At 69.3% G+C, this 16,359-nt stretch carries 18 protein-coding genes; 3 read left to right on the top strand and 15 right to left on the bottom strand.

Annotation, left to right across the window (positions count from 1 at the left end; translation table 11 throughout):
• Nucleotides 1-166: 166 nt before the first annotated feature.
• From Q8Q88_RS04130 to Q8Q88_RS04105, 6 genes are read right to left on the bottom strand one after another with little or no spacing between them, the layout of a single operon-like run.
• The gene (locus Q8Q88_RS04130) at nucleotides 167-499 is read right to left on the bottom strand and encodes a phosphoribosyl-ATP diphosphatase (RefSeq protein WP_305673932.1); all 333 of its coding nucleotides are present in this window, start codon (nucleotides 497-499) and stop codon (nucleotides 167-169) included.
• Nucleotides 496-1,287: an imidazole glycerol phosphate synthase subunit HisF gene (gene hisF / locus Q8Q88_RS04125; protein ID WP_305673931.1), complete on the bottom strand. Its 792-nt coding sequence runs from the start codon at nucleotides 1,285-1,287 to the stop codon at nucleotides 496-498. Before hisF ends, Q8Q88_RS04130 begins: the two co-directional genes overlap by 4 nt.
• The gene (gene hisA / locus Q8Q88_RS04120) at nucleotides 1,287-2,009 is read right to left on the bottom strand and encodes a 1-(5-phosphoribosyl)-5-[(5-phosphoribosylamino)methylideneamino]imidazole-4-carboxamide isomerase (RefSeq protein ID WP_305673930.1); all 723 of its coding nucleotides are present in this window, start codon (nucleotides 2,007-2,009) and stop codon (nucleotides 1,287-1,289) included. The genes hisF and hisA overlap by 1 nt, the downstream gene beginning before the upstream one ends.
• On the bottom strand, nucleotides 2,006-2,638 hold the full coding sequence (gene hisH, locus Q8Q88_RS04115; protein WP_305673929.1) for an imidazole glycerol phosphate synthase subunit HisH: 633 nt from the start codon (nucleotides 2,636-2,638) through the stop codon (nucleotides 2,006-2,008). The genes hisA and hisH overlap by 4 nt, the downstream gene beginning before the upstream one ends.
• A gap of 10 nt (nucleotides 2,639-2,648) precedes the next feature.
• A complete protein-coding gene (hisB, locus tag Q8Q88_RS04110) occupies nucleotides 2,649-3,239 on the bottom strand; it encodes an imidazoleglycerol-phosphate dehydratase HisB (protein WP_305673928.1) in 591 nt (196 codons plus the stop codon).
• Complete coding sequence (locus Q8Q88_RS04105) at nucleotides 3,240-4,229, bottom strand: adenosine kinase (RefSeq protein ID WP_305673927.1); 990 nt, start codon at nucleotides 4,227-4,229, stop codon at nucleotides 3,240-3,242.
• A gap of 129 nt (nucleotides 4,230-4,358) precedes the next feature.
• Between Q8Q88_RS04105 and Q8Q88_RS04100 the strand changes: the two genes are divergently transcribed.
• Nucleotides 4,359-4,646: a hypothetical protein gene (locus Q8Q88_RS04100; RefSeq protein ID WP_305673926.1), complete on the top strand. Its 288-nt coding sequence runs from the start codon at nucleotides 4,359-4,361 to the stop codon at nucleotides 4,644-4,646.
• Between the two features lie 103 nt (nucleotides 4,647-4,749).
• Here Q8Q88_RS04100 and Q8Q88_RS04095 read toward each other — a convergent pair whose 3' ends face one another.
• The 4 genes from Q8Q88_RS04095 to nth form a co-directional block, all read right to left on the bottom strand.
• Complete coding sequence (locus Q8Q88_RS04095; RefSeq protein WP_305673925.1) at nucleotides 4,750-5,142, bottom strand: hypothetical protein; 393 nt, start codon at nucleotides 5,140-5,142, stop codon at nucleotides 4,750-4,752.
• Nucleotides 5,143-5,305: 163 nt separating this feature from the next.
• Nucleotides 5,306-7,315: a transglycosylase domain-containing protein gene (locus Q8Q88_RS04090; protein ID WP_305673924.1), complete on the bottom strand. Its 2,010-nt coding sequence runs from the start codon at nucleotides 7,313-7,315 to the stop codon at nucleotides 5,306-5,308.
• A 259-nt stretch (nucleotides 7,316-7,574) separates the two neighbouring features.
• A complete protein-coding gene (gcvA, locus tag Q8Q88_RS04085; RefSeq protein WP_305673923.1) occupies nucleotides 7,575-8,486 on the bottom strand; it encodes a transcriptional regulator GcvA in 912 nt (303 codons plus the stop codon).
• A complete protein-coding gene (nth, locus tag Q8Q88_RS04080; protein WP_305673922.1) occupies nucleotides 8,483-9,160 on the bottom strand; it encodes an endonuclease III in 678 nt (225 codons plus the stop codon). Before nth ends, gcvA begins: the two co-directional genes overlap by 4 nt.
• Nucleotides 9,161-9,237: 77 nt before the next feature.
• On the opposite strand from nth, the gene Q8Q88_RS04075 reads away from it, so the two are divergent.
• On the top strand, nucleotides 9,238-9,708 hold the full coding sequence (locus tag Q8Q88_RS04075) for a DUF2244 domain-containing protein (RefSeq protein WP_305673921.1): 471 nt from the start codon (nucleotides 9,238-9,240) through the stop codon (nucleotides 9,706-9,708).
• Nucleotides 9,709-9,877: 169 nt separating this feature from the next.
• Here Q8Q88_RS04075 and Q8Q88_RS04070 read toward each other — a convergent pair whose 3' ends face one another.
• From Q8Q88_RS04070 to hslV, 4 genes are all read right to left on the bottom strand, one after another.
• The gene (locus Q8Q88_RS04070) at nucleotides 9,878-10,720 is read right to left on the bottom strand and encodes a hypothetical protein (RefSeq protein ID WP_305673920.1); all 843 of its coding nucleotides are present in this window, start codon (nucleotides 10,718-10,720) and stop codon (nucleotides 9,878-9,880) included.
• A gap of 43 nt (nucleotides 10,721-10,763) precedes the next feature.
• On the bottom strand, nucleotides 10,764-12,071 hold the full coding sequence (gene hslU / locus Q8Q88_RS04065; RefSeq protein ID WP_305673919.1) for an ATP-dependent protease ATPase subunit HslU: 1,308 nt from the start codon (nucleotides 12,069-12,071) through the stop codon (nucleotides 10,764-10,766).
• A gap of 44 nt (nucleotides 12,072-12,115) precedes the next feature.
• Nucleotides 12,116-12,955: a DUF4440 domain-containing protein gene (locus tag Q8Q88_RS04060; protein ID WP_305673918.1), complete on the bottom strand. Its 840-nt coding sequence runs from the start codon at nucleotides 12,953-12,955 to the stop codon at nucleotides 12,116-12,118.
• A gap of 84 nt (nucleotides 12,956-13,039) precedes the next feature.
• On the bottom strand, nucleotides 13,040-13,585 hold the full coding sequence (gene hslV / locus Q8Q88_RS04055; RefSeq protein WP_305673934.1) for an ATP-dependent protease subunit HslV: 546 nt from the start codon (nucleotides 13,583-13,585) through the stop codon (nucleotides 13,040-13,042).
• A 41-nt stretch (nucleotides 13,586-13,626) separates the two neighbouring features.
• Between hslV and Q8Q88_RS04050 the strand changes: the two genes are divergently transcribed.
• Nucleotides 13,627-14,367 carry a molybdopterin-synthase adenylyltransferase MoeB gene (locus Q8Q88_RS04050; RefSeq protein WP_305673917.1) on the top strand — a complete coding sequence of 247 codons (741 nt, stop codon included), beginning with the start codon at nucleotides 13,627-13,629 and terminating at the stop codon, nucleotides 14,365-14,367.
• Here Q8Q88_RS04050 and Q8Q88_RS04045 read toward each other — a convergent pair.
• Entirely contained in the window at nucleotides 14,364-16,346 is a 1,983-nt protein-coding gene (locus Q8Q88_RS04045) for a S9 family peptidase (RefSeq protein WP_305673916.1), read from the bottom strand. The genes Q8Q88_RS04050 and Q8Q88_RS04045 overlap by 4 nt on opposite strands.
• Between the last annotated feature and the right edge of the window lie 13 nt (nucleotides 16,347-16,359).

The following is a 16,359-nucleotide window of genomic DNA, read 5'->3' as shown; positions in this document are numbered from 1 at the left end:
GGGGGACTAAAATGCCCTTCAACGGAGGTTCGACCGGTCTGAGCAGGAGTCAAAGTCCCCCTCAGGCCCTTCGGGCCAGCTCCCCCAGAGGGGGAGCATCTAAGCTCCGCCGCATATGCGATAGCCCTGCCTCGAGCGGGGAGAGGAGGTGACTGGACCGCGTGGGTCAGGTCGACTTCTTGCGCCAGGCCTTTTCCTCGAGGCCTGAGCGGCCCTCGCGGCTTTCCAGCCAGGCGGCGACCTCGTCCAGGCTGACGCCCGAGCGGGCCAGCAGGACCAGCCAGTGATAGAGCAGGTCGGCGCTCTCGGCGGCCAGGCCGTCCTTGTCGCCCTGCATGGCGGCGATGACGGCCTCGAAGGCCTCCTCGCCGAACTTCTTCGCCGAGCGGTCCAGCCCCTCGGACAGCAGCTTGGCGGTGTAGGAGCTGGCCGGATCGCCGCCGCGGCGGCTCTCGATGGTGGCGGCCAGGCGGTCCAGGGTCTCTGAGAAACGGCTCATGCGGGCTCCACCATGCGGACCGGGATAGAGGCGGCGGCCATCGCCTGTTTGACCTCGGAAACCGAGACCTCGCCGAAGTGAAAGATCGAGGCGGCGAGCACTGCGTCGGCGCCCCCCTGGGTCACGGCCTCGACCATGTGCTGCGCGTTCCCGGCCCCGCCCGAGGCGATGACCGGCACGTTGACCGCGTTCGTCACGGCTTTCAACAGGTCGAGGTCGTAGCCGATCTTGGCGCCGTCGCGGTCCATCGAGGTCAGCAGGATCTCGCCCGCCCCGCGCTTCACCACGTCGACCGCGTAGTCGATGACGTCGATGCCCGTGTCGTGGCGGCCGCCATAGGTGAACACCCGCCAGCCGTGATTGCGCCCGTGGCCGGACACGGCGGGACCGTGCTTGGCGTCGATGGCCACGACCACCGCCTGGCTGCCGAAGGCGTCGGCGCAGGCGCTGATCAGGTCGCGGTTCTCCACCGCGGCGGTGTTGACGCTGATCTTGTCCGCCCCGGCCAGCAGCAGCCGACGGGCGTCCTCCACCTGGCGGATGCCGCCGCCCACGCTGAGCGGCATGAAGCAGACGTCGGCGGTGCGGGCGATGACGTCGAGGATGGCGCCGCGGCGCTCGTGGCTGGCGGTGATGTCCAGGAACATCAGCTCGTCGGCGCCGGCCGCGTCATAGGCCCTCGCCTGCTCCACCGGATCGCCGGCGTCGCGCAGGGACACGAAGTTCACGCCCTTCACCACGCGGCCGTCCTTGACGTCCAGGCAGGGGATGACGCGGACTTTCAGCATCAGGCGGCGACCTTGAGGGCTTCCTCGGGCGAGATGGCGCCGTTGTAGAGCGCCCGGCCCAGGACCGCCCCGGCGATCGGCACGCCCTTACGGGCCTTCAGCCGCACGATGTCCTCCACGCTGGCCAGGCCGCCGGCGGCGATCACCGGGATGGCCACCGCGTCGGCGATGGCCCCGAAGGCCTCGACATTGAAGCCCATGACCGTGCCGTCGCGGTCGATGTCGGTGATGATCAGGGCGCCGACCCCGGCGTCCTCGAAGCGGCGGGCCACGGTGACTGCGTCGAGGTCGGAGCTCTCGGTCCAGCCCTGGGTCGCCACCTTGCCGGCGCGCACGTCGACCGAGACGGCGATCTGCTCGGGCCAGAGCAGGGCGGCTTCCTTGACGATGTGCGGCTCGGTGACCGCGATGGTGCCCAGGATCACCCGGCTGACCCCCGCCTCGATCCAGCGCTCGATGTCCTTGAGGTTGCGGATGCCGCCGCCCAGCTGAACAGGGATCGACACCGCCTCGAGGATCGCCTCGACGGCCTTCTCATTGATCGCCCGGCCCTGGACCGCGCCGTTCAGGTCGACCACATGCACCCAGTGGAATCCGCTCTCCACGAAGCTGGCGGCCTGGGCGGCCGGCGAGGTGTTGAACACCGTGGCGGTGTTGAGGTCGCCATGCAGGACGCGCACGCACTGACCGTCTTTCAGGTCGATCGCGGGATAGAGGATCACGGTCGCCACTCCAGGAATCGCGCCAGGAGGGCAAGCCCGGCGCTCTGCGACTTTTCAGGGTGGAATTGTACGCCCGCCACATTGGCCTTGGCGACCGCGGCGGGGAACTTTCCCCCGTGGTCCACATAGGCCGCCACGTCGGCGGGGTCGTCCGGATAAAAGGCGAACGAGTGGGTGAAGTACATCGGCGCCTCGCCGATCCCGGCGATGGGCGGGGGCCCATGCGGATCGATCAGCTCGTTCCAACCCATGTGCGGGACCTTGGCGGCCGGATTGTCGGGCGCGATGCGGCGCACGTCGCCAGCGATCCAGCCCAGGCCCTTGGTCTCTCCGAACTCCAGGCCGCGGGTGGCGACCAGTTGCATGCCGACACAGATGCCGAGGAAGGGCCGCCCCTTCTCCCGCACGGCCTCGTTCAGCGCCGCCTCCAGCCCCGGACGGGCCTGGAAGGCGCGCATGCAGGCGGCGAAGGCCCCGACCCCAGGCAGGACGATGCGGTCGGCGGCCAGGATCACGGCGGGGTCGCTGGTGACACGAATCTCCGCCGACCCGTTCGCCGCGCGGACGAGGGCCTTTTCGGCCGAGCGGAGATTGCCCGACCCATAGTCGATCAGGGCGACGCTCTGCATGGATGAGATCCTAGAGCACGCCCTTGGTCGACGGCGCGTGACCATGGGTCTTGGGGTCGAGCTCGATGGCCGCGCGCAGGGCGAGGCCCAGGGCCTTGAAACCGCTTTCGGCGAGGTGGTGGCTGTTGTCGCCGTAGAGGGTCTCGAGGTGCACGCAGGCGCCGCAGTTCATCGCGAACGCCTGATGGAACTCCTTGAACAGCTCGGTATCCATCTCGCCGATCTTCGGCGTCTTGAAGGCGACCTTCCAGATCAGGTAGGGGCGGTTGCAGAGGTCGAGGGCGCAGCGGGTCAGGGTCTCGTCCATCGGGACATAGGCGTGACCAAAGCGGCGGATACCCTTGAAGCCGTCCAGCGCCTGCTTGATCGCCTGGCCGATGACGATGCCGGTATCTTCCACGGTGTGGTGGAAGTCGATGTGCAGGTCGCCCTTGGCGCGGACATGGAGGTCGATCCCGCTGAATCGCGCGAGACCGTCCAGCATGTGGTCGAAAAAACCGATGCCGGTCTCGACATCGGACACGCCAGAGCCGTCCAGATCGACGCGAACCGTGATCTGGGTCTCCTTGGTGTTGCGGGCGACTTCCGCCGTGCGCGCCATCTAGAGTCCTTTCGACGCCGCCAGGTCCTTCAAGGACACCAGCGGACGCGGGCCGTAATGCGAGATCACCTCGGCGGCCGCGAGCGAACCCAGCTGGCCGCAGACATTGAGCGGCCGGCCCGTCGCGAGGCCGTACATGAACCCGGCTGCGTATTGGTCGCCAGCGCCCGTCGTGTCCACGACTTTCTCCACCGGGAACACGTCGACGGCGAAGGTTTCGCCGCCGGCGGCGATCACCGAACCCTGGACGCCCCTCGTGACGGCGGCGATCTTCACCTTGGCGCGCAGCTGGTCGACCGCGGCGTCGAAGTCGTCGGTCTGGAACAGGGCCGCGATCTCGGTGTCGTTGGCGAACACCAGGTCGACCTGGGTCTCCAGGAAGCCCAGCAGGGCCTCGCGATGGCGTTCGACCACGAAACCGTCGGAGAGGGTGATGGCGATCATCCGGCCCGAGGCCCGCGCCAGACCCGCGGCCTTGGCGAAGGCTCGGCGGGCAGGCTCGGCGTCGAACAGGTAGCCTTCTAGATAGACGATCTTGGCGCCCTCGATCACCGCGGCGTCGACGTCGTCGGCCGTGAACTCGACGGAGGCGCCGAGGAAGGTCGACATGGTCCGCTCGCCGTCGGGCGTGACATTGATCATCGAGACGGCGGTGGCCTTGCCGCCCACCAGGGGCGGGGTGTCGAAGTGGGCGCCGATGGCGCGCATGTCGTGGGTGAAGACGCCGCCGAGCTGGTCGTCGGCGACCTTGCCCAGATAGGCCGCGCGGCCGCCGAACGAGGCGACGCCGGCGATGGTGTTGCCCGCCGACCCGCCCGAGGCCTCCACGCCGGGCGCCATGGCCGAATAGAGGGCGGCGCTGCGGGCCTCGTCCACCAGCATCATGGCGCCCTTGTCCATGGCCTGCTCGCGGAGGAATTCTTCGGTCGCCGGGGCGATCACGTCGACGATGGCGTTGCCGATGGCGGCGACGTCGTAGAGCTCGGGCATGTGGGGAGGTCAGCTTTTGCGGAGGACGGTGGCGGGCTGACTACAGGCAAAAGGCCGTCGGGGCAACGCAGGCGGCCTGCAACCCCCGCCGCGCCGAAGAGTTCTTATGGCTGAGTTGGGAGAACGACCATGCCCGCGTCCGACCGTGAAATCTCCAAGGCCAAGCCGCGCGATCCGATGAAAGGCCAGGGCGGGGGAGCCGCCGACGCCGCCGTCGAGGGCAAGCCCCGGCTCGGCGACCACCGGAGCTTCGCGCCCCACGCCCGCAGGGTGAAACCCCTGGTCGAGGGTCAAAAATACGATCAGCTCGCCGATAAGGAGGCCCTGGCCGAGGACCGCCAGGAAGCCCTTCTGGACGAGGCCCTGGAAGAAAGCTTCCCGTCCAGCGACCCGGTGAGCGTCAAGCGGATCACCTAGGGTTTGGCCGCCCTACCAGATCGTCATCCCCGGGCGTGTGTTGACCGGAACCGACGATTCCTGGCGGCGGCGATCAGCTGAGCCCACCACCCACAGCCGTCATTCATGAGGCCTGCCGGCATGAGGTCTGCTGGCGTCTCACCGTCGCGTCAGCCGCAGCCAACGCCCCAATGGCGACGAGCCCCACCAATCCTCCCATCGCGATCAAGGTCGAGACTTCCAGCACTCCCGGCGCCAACTGCTTGGCGGTTACGTCGAAAGGCAGCTTCCGAATTGTCTGGGCCATGTGGAAGCTATTCATCGCTCCGACCAACAGCCCCAAAGCGGGCCCGGCAATGCGCAGATCGGATAGCAGGCGACGCCAAGGGCCGCTGTTGGAGCGCGCAAGAAGGGCCAAGAAGGGAGCCAAGAATATCGCCGCCGTCAGGATGGCCAGAACGATCTTTTGAGGCGTTGCCGCGTCGGTGAATACAGATCCGAGCGCCTGTCCAAACATCCTCGCGGCCCTTCCTTCATGCCCAAAGATTACGCATGTAATTCCACGTGTCAACTCAGCATGACTGTTGTCGGCGCGGGCGGCGTTCCCCGAGCGCCGCGTCGACGCATGGCCGGCACAGAGGCCGGCCATGACGATCCTGGGGATTGGGTACGTCGGGCCTTCAGTAGGGAATCTGGGACCACACGTCGGGCTCGCGGGCGGAGACGTCGGCGAGCTCGAGGCTGTCGGGGGAGGCCGCCTGTTCGCGGCGCACCTGGATGACCCGCGGCCGCTCCGGTTCGTAGGCCGGGACCTCCGGCGGCAGTATGGCCGGGAACCAGTCGAAGTCGCGGACGGGCAGGCCACGGTGGGCCTCGACCATGAAGCGGCGCCAGATGTCGGCGGGGATCTGGCCGCCGGTCACCCGGGCCATCGGCCGATTGTCGTCATTGCCGATCCAGACCGCGCAGAGCCAATCGGGCGTGAAGCCGACGAACCAGGCGTCGCGGTGGTCCTGGCTGGTGCCGGTCTTGCCGGCGGCCGGACGGCCGAAGCCCGCGCCGCGCGCCGTGCCCGAACGAATGACGCCTTCCATCATCCGCACCATCTGGGCGGCCTCGAACACCGGATAGACCGGGATCGGCTCGCCGGCGTGGCGGGCGTAGAGCAGGCGACCGCGCGCGTCGGTGATGCTGGAGATCAGGTAGGGCCCGCTCTGGCCGCCGCCGGTCTGCAGCACCTGATAGGCGCCGGCCAGCTGCAGCAGGCTGACCTCGTAGGCGCCTAGCGCCAGGGAGGGCAGGGGATGGGCCGGGGTCTCCACCAGGCCGAAGCGGCGGGCCAGGGCCCCCACCTCTTCGAAGCCGGTCTCCCGCGCCAGCCGCACCGAGACGGTGTTGATCGACTGGATGAGCGCCGCCTGGACCGTGACCTCGCCGCGATAGCCGCCGCCATAGTTCTGTGGCCGCCAGGCGCCCAACCGGATCGGCGCGTCGTCGCGCCGGTCAAGCGGCCTGACCCCGCGCTCAAGGGCCGCGGCCCAGACGATGGGCTTGATGGCCGAGCCTGGCTGGCGCCGGGCCTGGATCACCCGGTTGAAGCGGTCGGTGTCACGGCTGACCCCGCCGATCATGGCGCGGATCGCGCCATCGGGAGCCATGGCCACCAGGGCGGCCTGGCGCGCGCCGCGCCGGCGTCCGTCCCTGGCCATGGCGCCGCGAACGATGGCCGCGGCCTTGGCCTGGGCGACCGGATCGACGGTCAGGCGGACGATCAGGTCGGGGGTCGCATCGCCCACCAAGGCAAGCGCCTGGGCCTGGGCGGCGTCGAGCGCCCAGCCCATGTCGCCCTCGCGGCCCATGGCCTCCTGGACGATGGCCGGCGGCGGGCCGGCCGCGGCGGCGCGGGCGGTCTTGGGATCGATCCAGTCCATCTCCGCCAGCCGTTCCAGCACCAGGCGGGCGCGGGCCCAGGCGGCGGCGGGATCGTTGCTGGGGGCGAGCTTGCTGGGGGCGCGGGGCAGGGCGGCCAGCAGGGCCGCCTCCGACAGGGTCAGGTCCGAGGCCGGCTTGCCGAAATAGGTCTGGGCGGCGGCCGAGATCCCATAGGCGCGGTCGCCGAAATAGATGCGGTTCAGATAGAGCTCGAGCACCTCGTCCTTGGTCAGCATCCGCTCCAGGCGGGCCGCCAATATGGTCTCCTGCACCTTGCGGCGCAGGGTCTTTTCCGGGGCGAGGAACAGGGTGCGGGCGAGCTGCTGGCTGAGCGTCGAGCCGCCTTCCACCGTGTGGCCCGCCTGCTGATTGGTCCAGGCGGCGCGAAGGATGGCGTGCAGATCGACAGGGCCATGCTGGTAGAACCGGCGGTCCTCGATGGCCAGGAAGGCCAGCGGCACATGGGCCGGCAACTCGGCCAGCTTCACCGCCTTGCCGTGGCGCGGGCCGCGATAGGCCACCACCTTGCCGTCGGGTCCGAGGAAGGTGATCCCCGCAGGCCGGCCCATGGCCCACAGGGCTTCGCGCTTGGGCATGGGCGGCAGGTCGCGCAGGAAGGCGAGATCGAAGGCCGCCCAGCCGCCCAGCAGCAGGTTGACGACCAGCAGGACGACCGCGCCGGCCAGCGGCCAGTTGACGGGTCGCCGCCTTGCCGCCGCCTGGCCTTCACCGGGTATGACTGGAGGGGCGTCGGCCATACCAACTCATGGCCGAGCCGGAAAACGGGGGCAAGCCCCCGCGCGTCCTAGGCGAGCGCCAGCAGGAACAGCGGCGCCGCGATCACGGCGATGGCGATGGCGAGCACCAGGTCGTGGGTGACGCGGTCGCCTTGGGACGGGGCCGGGTCGGTGGGGATGCAGGACATGGGGAGGCTCCTGGGTTGAGGTTGACGCCAGGATCAAACGCCTTTGGCCGCTGCGCGACAAACGACCAATAGGCCTTTCAGGTGACTTCAGGTCAATCGCGGCGCGGCAGGCCGTCGGCCGCGGCCTGGTCCAGGAGCCAGGTTCTGAAACGGCGGATATTGGGCTGGTCGGCCTTTTCCGGCAGCGACAGGACCCAGTGGCTGAACGGGCTTTCCAGCGTGACGCTGAAAGGTTTGACCAGCCGGCCGGACGCCAGGTCGTCGAGGATCATGGCGTCCTGGGCAAGCGCCACCCCGCGTCCGCTGAGCGCGGCCTCGATGGCCAGATAGGAGTTGGAGAACTGCGGGCCGGTCCCGGTATCGACCTCCGGCGCCCCGGCGGCGGCCAGCCATTCCGGCCAGGTGGGTTCGTTCTGCGCCATGCGGATGTCGTGCAGCAGGGGCGCGCGGGCCAGGTCGTGAGGGGTTTCGAAGGGCCCGTAACGCGCCAGCAGGTCAGGGCTGCAGACCGGGACCAGCATGGTCTCGATCAGGTGAGTCTCGTGCAGGCCGGGATAGGGGCCCTTGCCCAGTCGGATCGCCACGTCGACGCCGTCACGGGCCAGGTCGGCCGGGGCGTCGGAGGCGTCGATCAGGATCTGGACGTCCGGATGGCGGTGCTGGAAGTGCTGCAGCCGCGGCACCAGCCACTTGGCCGCCAGGGAGTGCACCACCGAGACCACCAGGGGCGCGTCGCGGCGCGAGCGCACGGCGTCCACCGAGCTCTGCAGGGTGAGGAAACCCTGCCGCACGCCTGTGGCCAGCTGCCGGCCGGACTCGGTCAGCCGAACCGCGCGGTTGAACCGGTCGAACAGCCGGACCTCCAGCTCGGCCTCCAGCGTCTTGATCTGCCGCGAGACCGCGCCGGGGGTGATGTTGAGCTCCTCGGCGGCCTTCAGGAAGCTGCCGTGCCGCGCGCAGGCGTCGAAGACGCGCAGGGGGTTGAGCGGCAGGCGGCCGGTCACGGGGCGACGAACAGCAGCTTCGACGGGCAGAGGTCGGCCACCGGGCAATCCTCGCACTTGGGCCGCCGCGCCACGCATGTATAGCGGCCGTGCAGGATCAGCCAGTGGTGGGCCCGGGTCAGATAAGGCTCGGGGACCACGGCCATCAGGTCGGCCTCCACCTGGTCGGGCGTCTTGCCGCTCGACAGCTTCAGCCGGTGAGCCACGCGGAAGACGTGGGTGTCGACGGCGATGGCGGGCTCGATGCGCAGCTCGTTCAGCACCACGCTGGCGGTCTTGCGGCCCACCCCGGGCAGGGCTTGCAGGGCCTCGCGGTTGAGCGGCACCTCGCCGCCGTGCTGGTCGATGATCATCCGGGCGGCGGCCATGACGTTCCTGGCCTTGGTCCGGTAGAGGCCGATCGAGGCGATGTAGGGGATCAGCCCCGCCTCGCCGAGCGCCAGCATCTTCTGGGGGGTGTCGGCGACCGCGAACAGCTTGGCCGTGGCCTTGTTCACCGAGACGTCGGTGGCCTGGGCCGAGAGCGCCACGGCGGTGACCAGGGTGTAGGGGCTGTCATAGCTGAGCTCGGTGCGCGGGTCGTCCGACAGCGCCAGGAAGCGGTGGAAGATTTCCTCGATCCGCGCCCGTTCGGCCGGGGGCAGGGGTTTGCGCTTGGCGGGGGGCTTGGCCATGACGCCGACCATCGCTTGCGTCGGCGGGCTCGCCAAGGCCTTGGCTCGGCCACAAACAGGTCTATGGTCAGCGGGCGATGGATGGCCTCGTCTATATGGACGCCGTGATCACCCCCAACCGCTCCTTGTCGCAGCGGGGGTTCATCGTGCTGATCTGCATCGTCACCTTCTTCAACTGCGCCGCCGCCGCCGTCTTCCTGGCCATGGGCGCGACCCTGGTGCCGTTCTTCCTGGGCCTCGACGTCCTGGCGGTGATCGCCGCCTTCCTGGCCAGCTATGCGGCGGCCCGTCGGGTGGAGCGCGTGCAGGTGACGTCCCGTGAGGTGCGGGTGGTGCGGGAGACGCCGAACCATAGCGAGGTGGTCTGGGAAAGCCCCACCGCCTTCACCCGCGTGGCGCTCGAGCTGGACGAGGACGAGGTGGTCCAGGCCGTGCGCCTGACGGTCTCCGGCCGCCACGCCTCGGTGGCCATGGCGCTCAGCCCGCCGGAACGCGCCGACTTCGCGCGGCACCTGGAATGGGCGATCTATGAGGCGCGCCGGGGGTAGCTCCACACCCCCCGCTGTCATCCCGGAGGCCGCGCAGCGGCAATCTGGGACCCATGAACACCTGATGGCGCAAGCTGCGGCGCGGCCTCGCCATCTTCCGGGGGCCCAGCGCGTATGGGTCCCGGATAAGCGCTTCGCGCTTTCTGGGATGACACATTGGGGTGCGACCTCAGCGCTTCTCGCGCAGGGCCATGCCCTTGACGATCATCATCTTGGCCAGGTTCGCGCCGGGGATGACCATGTTCAGGGTCTCGGCCCCGACATCCAGCAGGAACTGGGTGTCCATCACCTTGCCCAGGTATTGCTCGAAGGTGGCGCCGCCGGTGCGGACCTCGCCGGTCACGGCGTCGAACTCCACCACCGCTTCCTTGCCGGCCCGCCGATAGCGGAAGGCGTGGACGGGCCGGTAGTAGAGGTCCACCGCCTCCACCCGCACCAGCTCCTCCAGCACCCGGTCGGCGTCGATCTTGCCGATGGCCGCGGCGATGACGTCGCGCACCACCATGGAGGCCTTGGCCTCGGGCGGCACGACCACCAGGCCCTCGGCCGTGGCGGCGGCGAGCGCATCGGCGTCGATCTCGATGGCGTCGTGCTGCAGATAGGCCGAGAGACCGGGCGCGACCTGCTTGGAGAGCCCGTCGATCAGGGTTTCACGGCGGGTCTCCTCCTTGCAGCTCTCCAGGCCGCGGACCTTGAACTGCCCGGCGACCACGGGCAGCACCTGCTCGCCAATGGTGACCTGGCGGACCTCCGGCAGGACTTTCATCTCGTAGTCGCGGGCCCGCTCATAGGTCGTGGAGGTGGAGACGGTCAGCCGCCAGAACGGTTGCAGCCGCCGCTCGCGATAGACGACCTCGAACTCATCGTCCTTGGGCTGGGCGAACAGGCCGGTGACCCGCGCCATGGCGCCGAAGGCCTCGATCCGCTTGGACCAGGCGCGGCCCTCGGCGTGCTCCAGGGTGAACCGGTCGGTCATCCGGAACACCCGTTCCTCGGCGAGTTCGACCTGCATGCCATCCTCACAGGCCCCGTCGCGGGGCTGTGCGGATTAGGGGCTAGAGAATGAACCGCGACAAGTCCGTGTTCTTGGCGAGGTCGCCGACCCGGGCCTTCACATAGGCGGCGTCCACGGCGACGGTGTCGCCGCCGCGGTCGGAGGCGGTGTAGCTGATCTCCTCCAGCACCTTCTCGATCACGGTCTGCAGCCGGCGGGCGCCGATGTTCTCCACGGCGTTGTTCACGGTGACCGCGGCGTCGGCCATGGCGTCGATGGCGTCCTCGGTGAAGGTGAGCGTCACCCCCTCGGTGGCCAGCAGAGCCTGGTTCTGGCGCACCAGATTGGCCTCCGGCTCGGTGAGGATGCGGCGGAAGTCGTCGCGGCTGAGCGCCTTCAGCTCCACCCGGATCGGCAGGCGGCCCTGCAGTTCCGGCAGCAGGTCCGAGGGCTTGGCCACGTGGAAGGCGCCCGAGGCGATGAACAGCACATGGTCGGTCTTCACCGGCCCGTACTTGGTGGAGACGGTGGTGCCCTCGATCAGCGGCAGCAGGTCGCGCTGCACCCCCTCGCGGGAGACGTCGGCGCCGCCGGAGCGCTCGCGGGACGAGGCCACCTTGTCGATCTCGTCGAGGAAGACGATGCCCTCGTTCTCGGCCAGCGCCAGGGCTTCTTGCACCAGCGCCTCCTGGTCGAGCAGCTTGTCGCTCTCCTCGGCGATCAGCGGGGCCCAGGCGCCGGAGACCGTGGTCTTGTGGGTCTTTGTGCGACCGCCGAAGGCCTTGCCCATCATCTCCGACAGATTCATCACCCCGAGCGAGGCGCCGGGCTGGCCGGGAATCTCGAAGGTGGGCATGCCGCCGCCGGTGTCGGCCAGGGTCAGCTCGACCTCCTTGTCGTCCAGCTCGCCGGCGCGGAGCTTCTTGCGGAAGCTTTCGCGGGCGGCGGTGGAGCCGGGGCCGGTGAGGGCGTCCAGCAGCCGCTCTTCCGCCGAGGCCTCGGCCCGGGCGCGGACGGCGGCGCGGCGCTTGTCGCGCACCATGGCCATGGCGCTCTCCACCAGGTCGCGGACGATCTGGTCGACGTCGCGGCCCACATAGCCCACCTCGGTGAACTTGGTGGCCTCGACCTTGAGGAACGGGGCGTGGGCCAGCTTGGCCAGTCGCCGGGCGATCTCAGTCTTGCCGACCCCGGTGGGGCCGATCAGCAGGATGTTCTTGGGCGTCACCTCGTCGCGCAGGTCGGCGGGGACCCGGCGGCGGCGCCAGCGGTTGCGCAGGGCCACAGCCACGGCCTTCTTGGCCTCGGCGTGGCCGACGATGAAGCGGTCGAGCTCGGAGACGATCTCGCGGGGAGAAAATTCGGTCATCCCCGCGATATAGGCGTCCGTGCGGGCATGTCACCTGCCGCCGGTCAGGCGGGCGGCTTGGGCGGGCTGGGCAGGATGGCGTCGTAGACCAGCTTCCAACCCGCCTTCCGGTCCTGCCAGACCCGGATGTAGCGGCCTTCGCGCGGCTGGCCGTCGCGGACCCAGGCCGCCTCGCCGTGGGTCCAGACCAGGTCGCCGGCCTTGGAGGCCTCCGATCCGATCGCGCGGAGGGCCATGGTCTTCGGCCGTGTCGCCAGTTCTCGGGCCTGGCCGGCGGGGCTGTTCTCCGGCGCGGTGCGCGAGCCGGCGATCCGGCCGTCCGGCGCCGTCACCGAAGCGAAGGCCTGGGCGAGGTCAACCGCCGCCGCCGTGTTGAGCCGGGCCTCCAGCGCCGCGACCTGCGCCTTGGCCTTGTCGGCCGAGCCGGCCTTGGCAGTGGCGAGCGGCAGATAGGCCACGGGACTTCCCGCCGGGGCGGCGCCCGTCGGGTCGCTGCCCGGCCCGCCGTCATAAATCCACTTCCAGCCGCCGTCGGGTTGCTTGCGCCAGACGGTGAAGTAGTAGCCGCCCGGCTTGCCGCCCACCGCATAGGGGCCGGTGGTGAAGCCGAGGTCGCCGGAGACGGCGATCCCCGCCCAGAGCGGCCACCAGACGAGCGGCGGACCGCCCTTGTCGGCCGGCTGCTTGGGGAAGGTGTCGTGGACCCTGGCCAGGTCCGGCTGGAAGACGATGGCCTCGGGCGCCGCGTGCTTGAGGAAGGAATCGCGCATCCCGAGCGCCAGGCCGTCGGCGGCGAAGGCCCGCTCGGCGGCCACCACCGGGGCGGGATCGACCTGGGCCGCGGCCGGGGTGGCGAACAGGGCGAGGGCGAGGATCAGGCGCACGCGGTCTCTCCGGAGAGGTTCAGGCGTGACCATGCGCCGTCGGCAACGCGGCGAAAACGCGAAAACCGCCGCCCCGACGCGCGTTCAGAGCGTTTCGACGGTCAATTCGCCGTTGGTGTAGACGCAGATCTTGGCGGCGATCCCCATGGCCTTGCGGGCCACCTCCTCGGCTGACAACGTGCTGTCAGAAAGCGCCAGGGCCGCGGCCAGGGCGTAGTTGCCGCCCGAGCCGATGGCCGCCATGCCGGTCTCGGGCTCCAGCACGTCGCCGACCCCGGTGACGGTGAAGATGGCGTCCTTGTCGGCGACCAGCAGCATGGCCTCCAGCCGGCGCAGATAGCGGTCGGTCCGCCAATCCTTGGCCAGGTCGACGCAGGCCCGCGCCAGCTGGTCGGGATACTGCTCGAGCTTGGCTTCCAGGCGCTCGATCAGGGTGAAGGCGTCGGCCGTGGCCCCGGCGAAGCCCGCCAACACCTTGCCGCCCGCCAGGGTGCGGACCTTTCGGGCGTTGCCCTTGACGATGGTTTGGCCCATCGAGACCTGGCCGTCGCCGGCGATCACGGTCTTGCCATCCTTGCGCACCGCCAGGATGGTCGTGCCGTGCCAGTCCGGAAAATTGCTGTTCGTCATGTCCTGCGATGTGGTCAGGGCGGCGGGTAAGGTCAAGCGCGATGAGTTTCACCGACGACGAGGTCGAACGCTATGCCCGCCATCTGGTGCTGCGCGAGGTGGGCGGTCCGGGCCAGCAGCGACTGAAGGCCGCCAGCGTGCTGATCGTCGGCGCGGGGGGTCTGGGCGCGCCCGCGGCCCTCTATCTGGCCGCCGCCGGGGTGGGCCGCATCGTGCTGGCCGATCCCGACGTGGTGGATAGCTCCAACCTGCAGCGCCAGGTGATCTATGCCGACGCCGATGTGGGCCGGCTGAAGGTCGAGGCCGCCGCCGAACGCCTGCGGGGCCTCAATCCCCACGTCCATGTGGACTGCGCGCCGCTGCACCTGGAACGCTGCAACGCTGGACCCCTGGTGGCGGGAGTCGACCTGGTGCTGGACGGCACCGACGATTTCGCCACCCGCTTCGCGGTCAACGCCGCCTGTGTGCAGCACGAACGCACCCTGGTGTCGGGGGCCATAGGCCGTTGGACCGGCCAGGTGGGCGTGTTCCGCGGCCGGCCCTGCTACCGCTGCCTGGTCCCGGAGATCCCGCCCGAGGCCGAGACCTGTTCGGCGGTTGGCGTGGTCGGGGCCCTGGCCGGGGTGGTCGGCTCGATGATGGCGCTTGAGGCGATCAAGCTCATCACCAGCGCGGGAGACCCCCTGGCCGGCCGGCTGCTGATCTACGACGCCCTGGCAGCCGAGACGCGGACGGTCAGGATCGGCGCCGATCCGGAGTGCGAGGTCTGCGGCGGCGGCTAGGCAATAGCTGTGCTGATGAAGGCCACCGACTTTGCGAGAAGTAGCCGCTCGTCGTCATCGTCCCAGCTCGAGTGGCCAGCGCCGCGCACCTCGACGTGCTCAACAGGCTTGCGAGCTGCCCTTAGTGCATCGGCCATGATGCGCGATTGGTTTGGCAAGACGTTGCCGTCGCTGAGCCCGTGGATCAGCAAGATGGGGGCCTCGATCTCCGCGGCGCGACGGGCCGGCGAGAACCGCTGAAGATTGGCCGCGTCGGCCTTCGGGTCGCCGACGAGATCGACCCAGTAGCTGTAGTAGGGGTCGTCGGCCGCTCCGGCGGGGCGCCTGTCGTCCATGAACCGGATCAGGTCGGACGGTCCCGCGATGGAGACCGCGCAACGATAGCGATCGGGATTGCGGACGGTCTGCATTAGGGCGGCGTACCCCCCGTAGCTGGCGCCCCATAAGGCCACGCGTTTGGGATCGGCGCGACCAGTGGCGAGAACCTGAGCGACGGAGTCCTCGATGTCCTCCTGCATCAAGTCTCCCCACCGACGCCGGCCAGCGTCGGTGAACGCCCGGCCATAACCGCTGGAACCACGGAAGTTTGGCTGGAGCACCAGCCAGCCTTGCGCGGCGAACACCTGGGCGTAGAGGTCGAAGCCGTAGGAATCGCGCATCTCCGGTCCGCCGTGCGGCATCACGATCAAGGGTCTCGGGCCCGCCGCCAGGGGCTGGGTCAGATAGGCCCGGATCGTCCCGCCGTCCCGGACTCGCACGTCGAGCAGGTCGACCTTGGCGAGCCGCTCTTCATTCAGCCACGGCCTGGCGACGCCAAGGTTCTCCAGGCGGCGGGCCCCGATGTCATAGAAGTAGTGCGCCTTAGGCAGGCGTGGTCCGTCGACCTCCAGCAGGAGGCGATTGTGGTCCCGGCTGATGTCGGAGATCGTGACGTTGCACTCGCGCCCGAAGAAGCTCTCGATTCCCCTGACGTGCGGCGCCAGCTTCTTGTCGAAGAAGTCGTAGGACGCCCGGTCGTCGATGAACTTGGCGGCCACCAGCTTGCCGTCCTGATCGAACAGGGCGTCCTCCACGTCGAGATTCGGACGCTGCGCCACGATCTCGCCGACTGCGCCGGTGCGGACGTCCCACTTGCGGATCGCCACGGTGGCGTCGTCGTCCTCGCGGACTGCAACAAGGAAGACGCCGGCCTCACCGCCGTCGCCCAGGAGGTCGAAGTCCGGCCGCACCAGTTCGTACCGGTGGACCTTGCGAACGCTGGTCCATTCCGTCGCGCCTTCCGGCCGGCTGAGGATCGAGCCATACCCGTTCTGGCTGAAGAATTCCCAGCGCAACACGGCCCGTCCGTTCTGGATCTCCCAGTTGTTGGTGTTCGGGCCACCCCGCTCAACTAGTTCCGCCGCGCCCGTGTTGACGTTGAGGCGATAGAGGTTGAACCGGCTGGCTTCCTGAGCGCGCATCAGAATGTGGCCGGGATCGTCCGGTAAGTCGTGCACGACGTAGGCCAGATTGAAATTGGTCCGCTGCAGCGAGAGTTCATTCGCGAACATCAGCGCCGGTTCCCGGCCCTCGGCGGTGATGCTAAGGAGGCGGCGGACCCTGGCGCCGTCGACGTCGCCGACCCAATTGGTCTGCTTGCGCTCGTAGTCGGTCATCTTCCGGACGGTGCGCAGCAACAGCCGCTCATCGTTGGCCCAGGACATCGCCTCAATGTCGTGGTCCCCCACCGCAATCTTGGTTCGGACCAGTTGCGGGTCGTCGGTCCGGATCAGATCGATGTAGGCGCTACGCTTCTCGCCGGACCAGGTCTCCCCTACCACGGCCAACCGCTTGCCGTCCGGCGAGATTGCCGCGCCCCGCACAGCAGGCTTGCGAAGGAATTCGTCGATGGTCGGCGGCCTGATCCCCTCGGCCGCGCGCGCCGATCCGGCCAGCGCCAAGCTGGCGCCCGCGGCGATGGCCGCGCGTCTCGTGAACATGATTTGTCCCCCA

The organism is Phenylobacterium sp., from assembly GCF_030697925.1.
In the GTDB taxonomy this organism is placed as follows: Bacteria; Pseudomonadota; Alphaproteobacteria; order Caulobacterales; family Caulobacteraceae; genus Phenylobacterium.
Note: the sequence above shows the minus strand (reverse complement) of the source record. Positions and strands in the feature narration are given on the sequence as shown.

Coding starts and splice junctions, on each gene's coding strand:
- Q8Q88_RS04130 (WP_305673932.1), bottom strand. CDS start 499: ATGAGCCGTTTCTCAGAGACCCTGGACCGCCTGGCCGCCACCATCGAG.
- hisF (WP_305673931.1), bottom strand. CDS start 1,287: ATGCTGAAAGTCCGCGTCATCCCCTGCCTGGACGTCAAGGACGGCCGC.
- hisH (WP_305673929.1), bottom strand. CDS start 2,638: ATGCAGAGCGTCGCCCTGATCGACTATGGGTCGGGCAATCTCCGCTCG.
- hisB (WP_305673928.1), bottom strand. CDS start 3,239: ATGGCGCGCACGGCGGAAGTCGCCCGCAACACCAAGGAGACCCAGATC.
- Q8Q88_RS04105 (WP_305673927.1), bottom strand. CDS start 4,229: ATGCCCGAGCTCTACGACGTCGCCGCCATCGGCAACGCCATCGTCGAC.
- Q8Q88_RS04100 (WP_305673926.1), top strand. CDS start 4,359: ATGCCCGCGTCCGACCGTGAAATCTCCAAGGCCAAGCCGCGCGATCCG.
- Q8Q88_RS04095 (WP_305673925.1), bottom strand. CDS start 5,142: ATGTTTGGACAGGCGCTCGGATCTGTATTCACCGACGCGGCAACGCCT.
- Q8Q88_RS04090 (WP_305673924.1), bottom strand. CDS start 7,315: ATGGCCGACGCCCCTCCAGTCATACCCGGTGAAGGCCAGGCGGCGGCA.
- nth (WP_305673922.1), bottom strand. CDS start 9,160: ATGGCCAAGCCCCCCGCCAAGCGCAAACCCCTGCCCCCGGCCGAACGG.
- Q8Q88_RS04075 (WP_305673921.1), top strand. CDS start 9,238: ATGGATGGCCTCGTCTATATGGACGCCGTGATCACCCCCAACCGCTCC.
- Q8Q88_RS04070 (WP_305673920.1), bottom strand. CDS start 10,720: ATGCAGGTCGAACTCGCCGAGGAACGGGTGTTCCGGATGACCGACCGG.
- hslU (WP_305673919.1), bottom strand. CDS start 12,071: ATGACCGAATTTTCTCCCCGCGAGATCGTCTCCGAGCTCGACCGCTTC.
- hslV (WP_305673934.1), bottom strand. CDS start 13,585: ATGACGAACAGCAATTTTCCGGACTGGCACGGCACGACCATCCTGGCG.
- Q8Q88_RS04050 (WP_305673917.1), top strand. CDS start 13,627: ATGAGTTTCACCGACGACGAGGTCGAACGCTATGCCCGCCATCTGGTG.
- Q8Q88_RS04045 (WP_305673916.1), bottom strand. CDS start 16,346: ATGTTCACGAGACGCGCGGCCATCGCCGCGGGCGCCAGCTTGGCGCTG.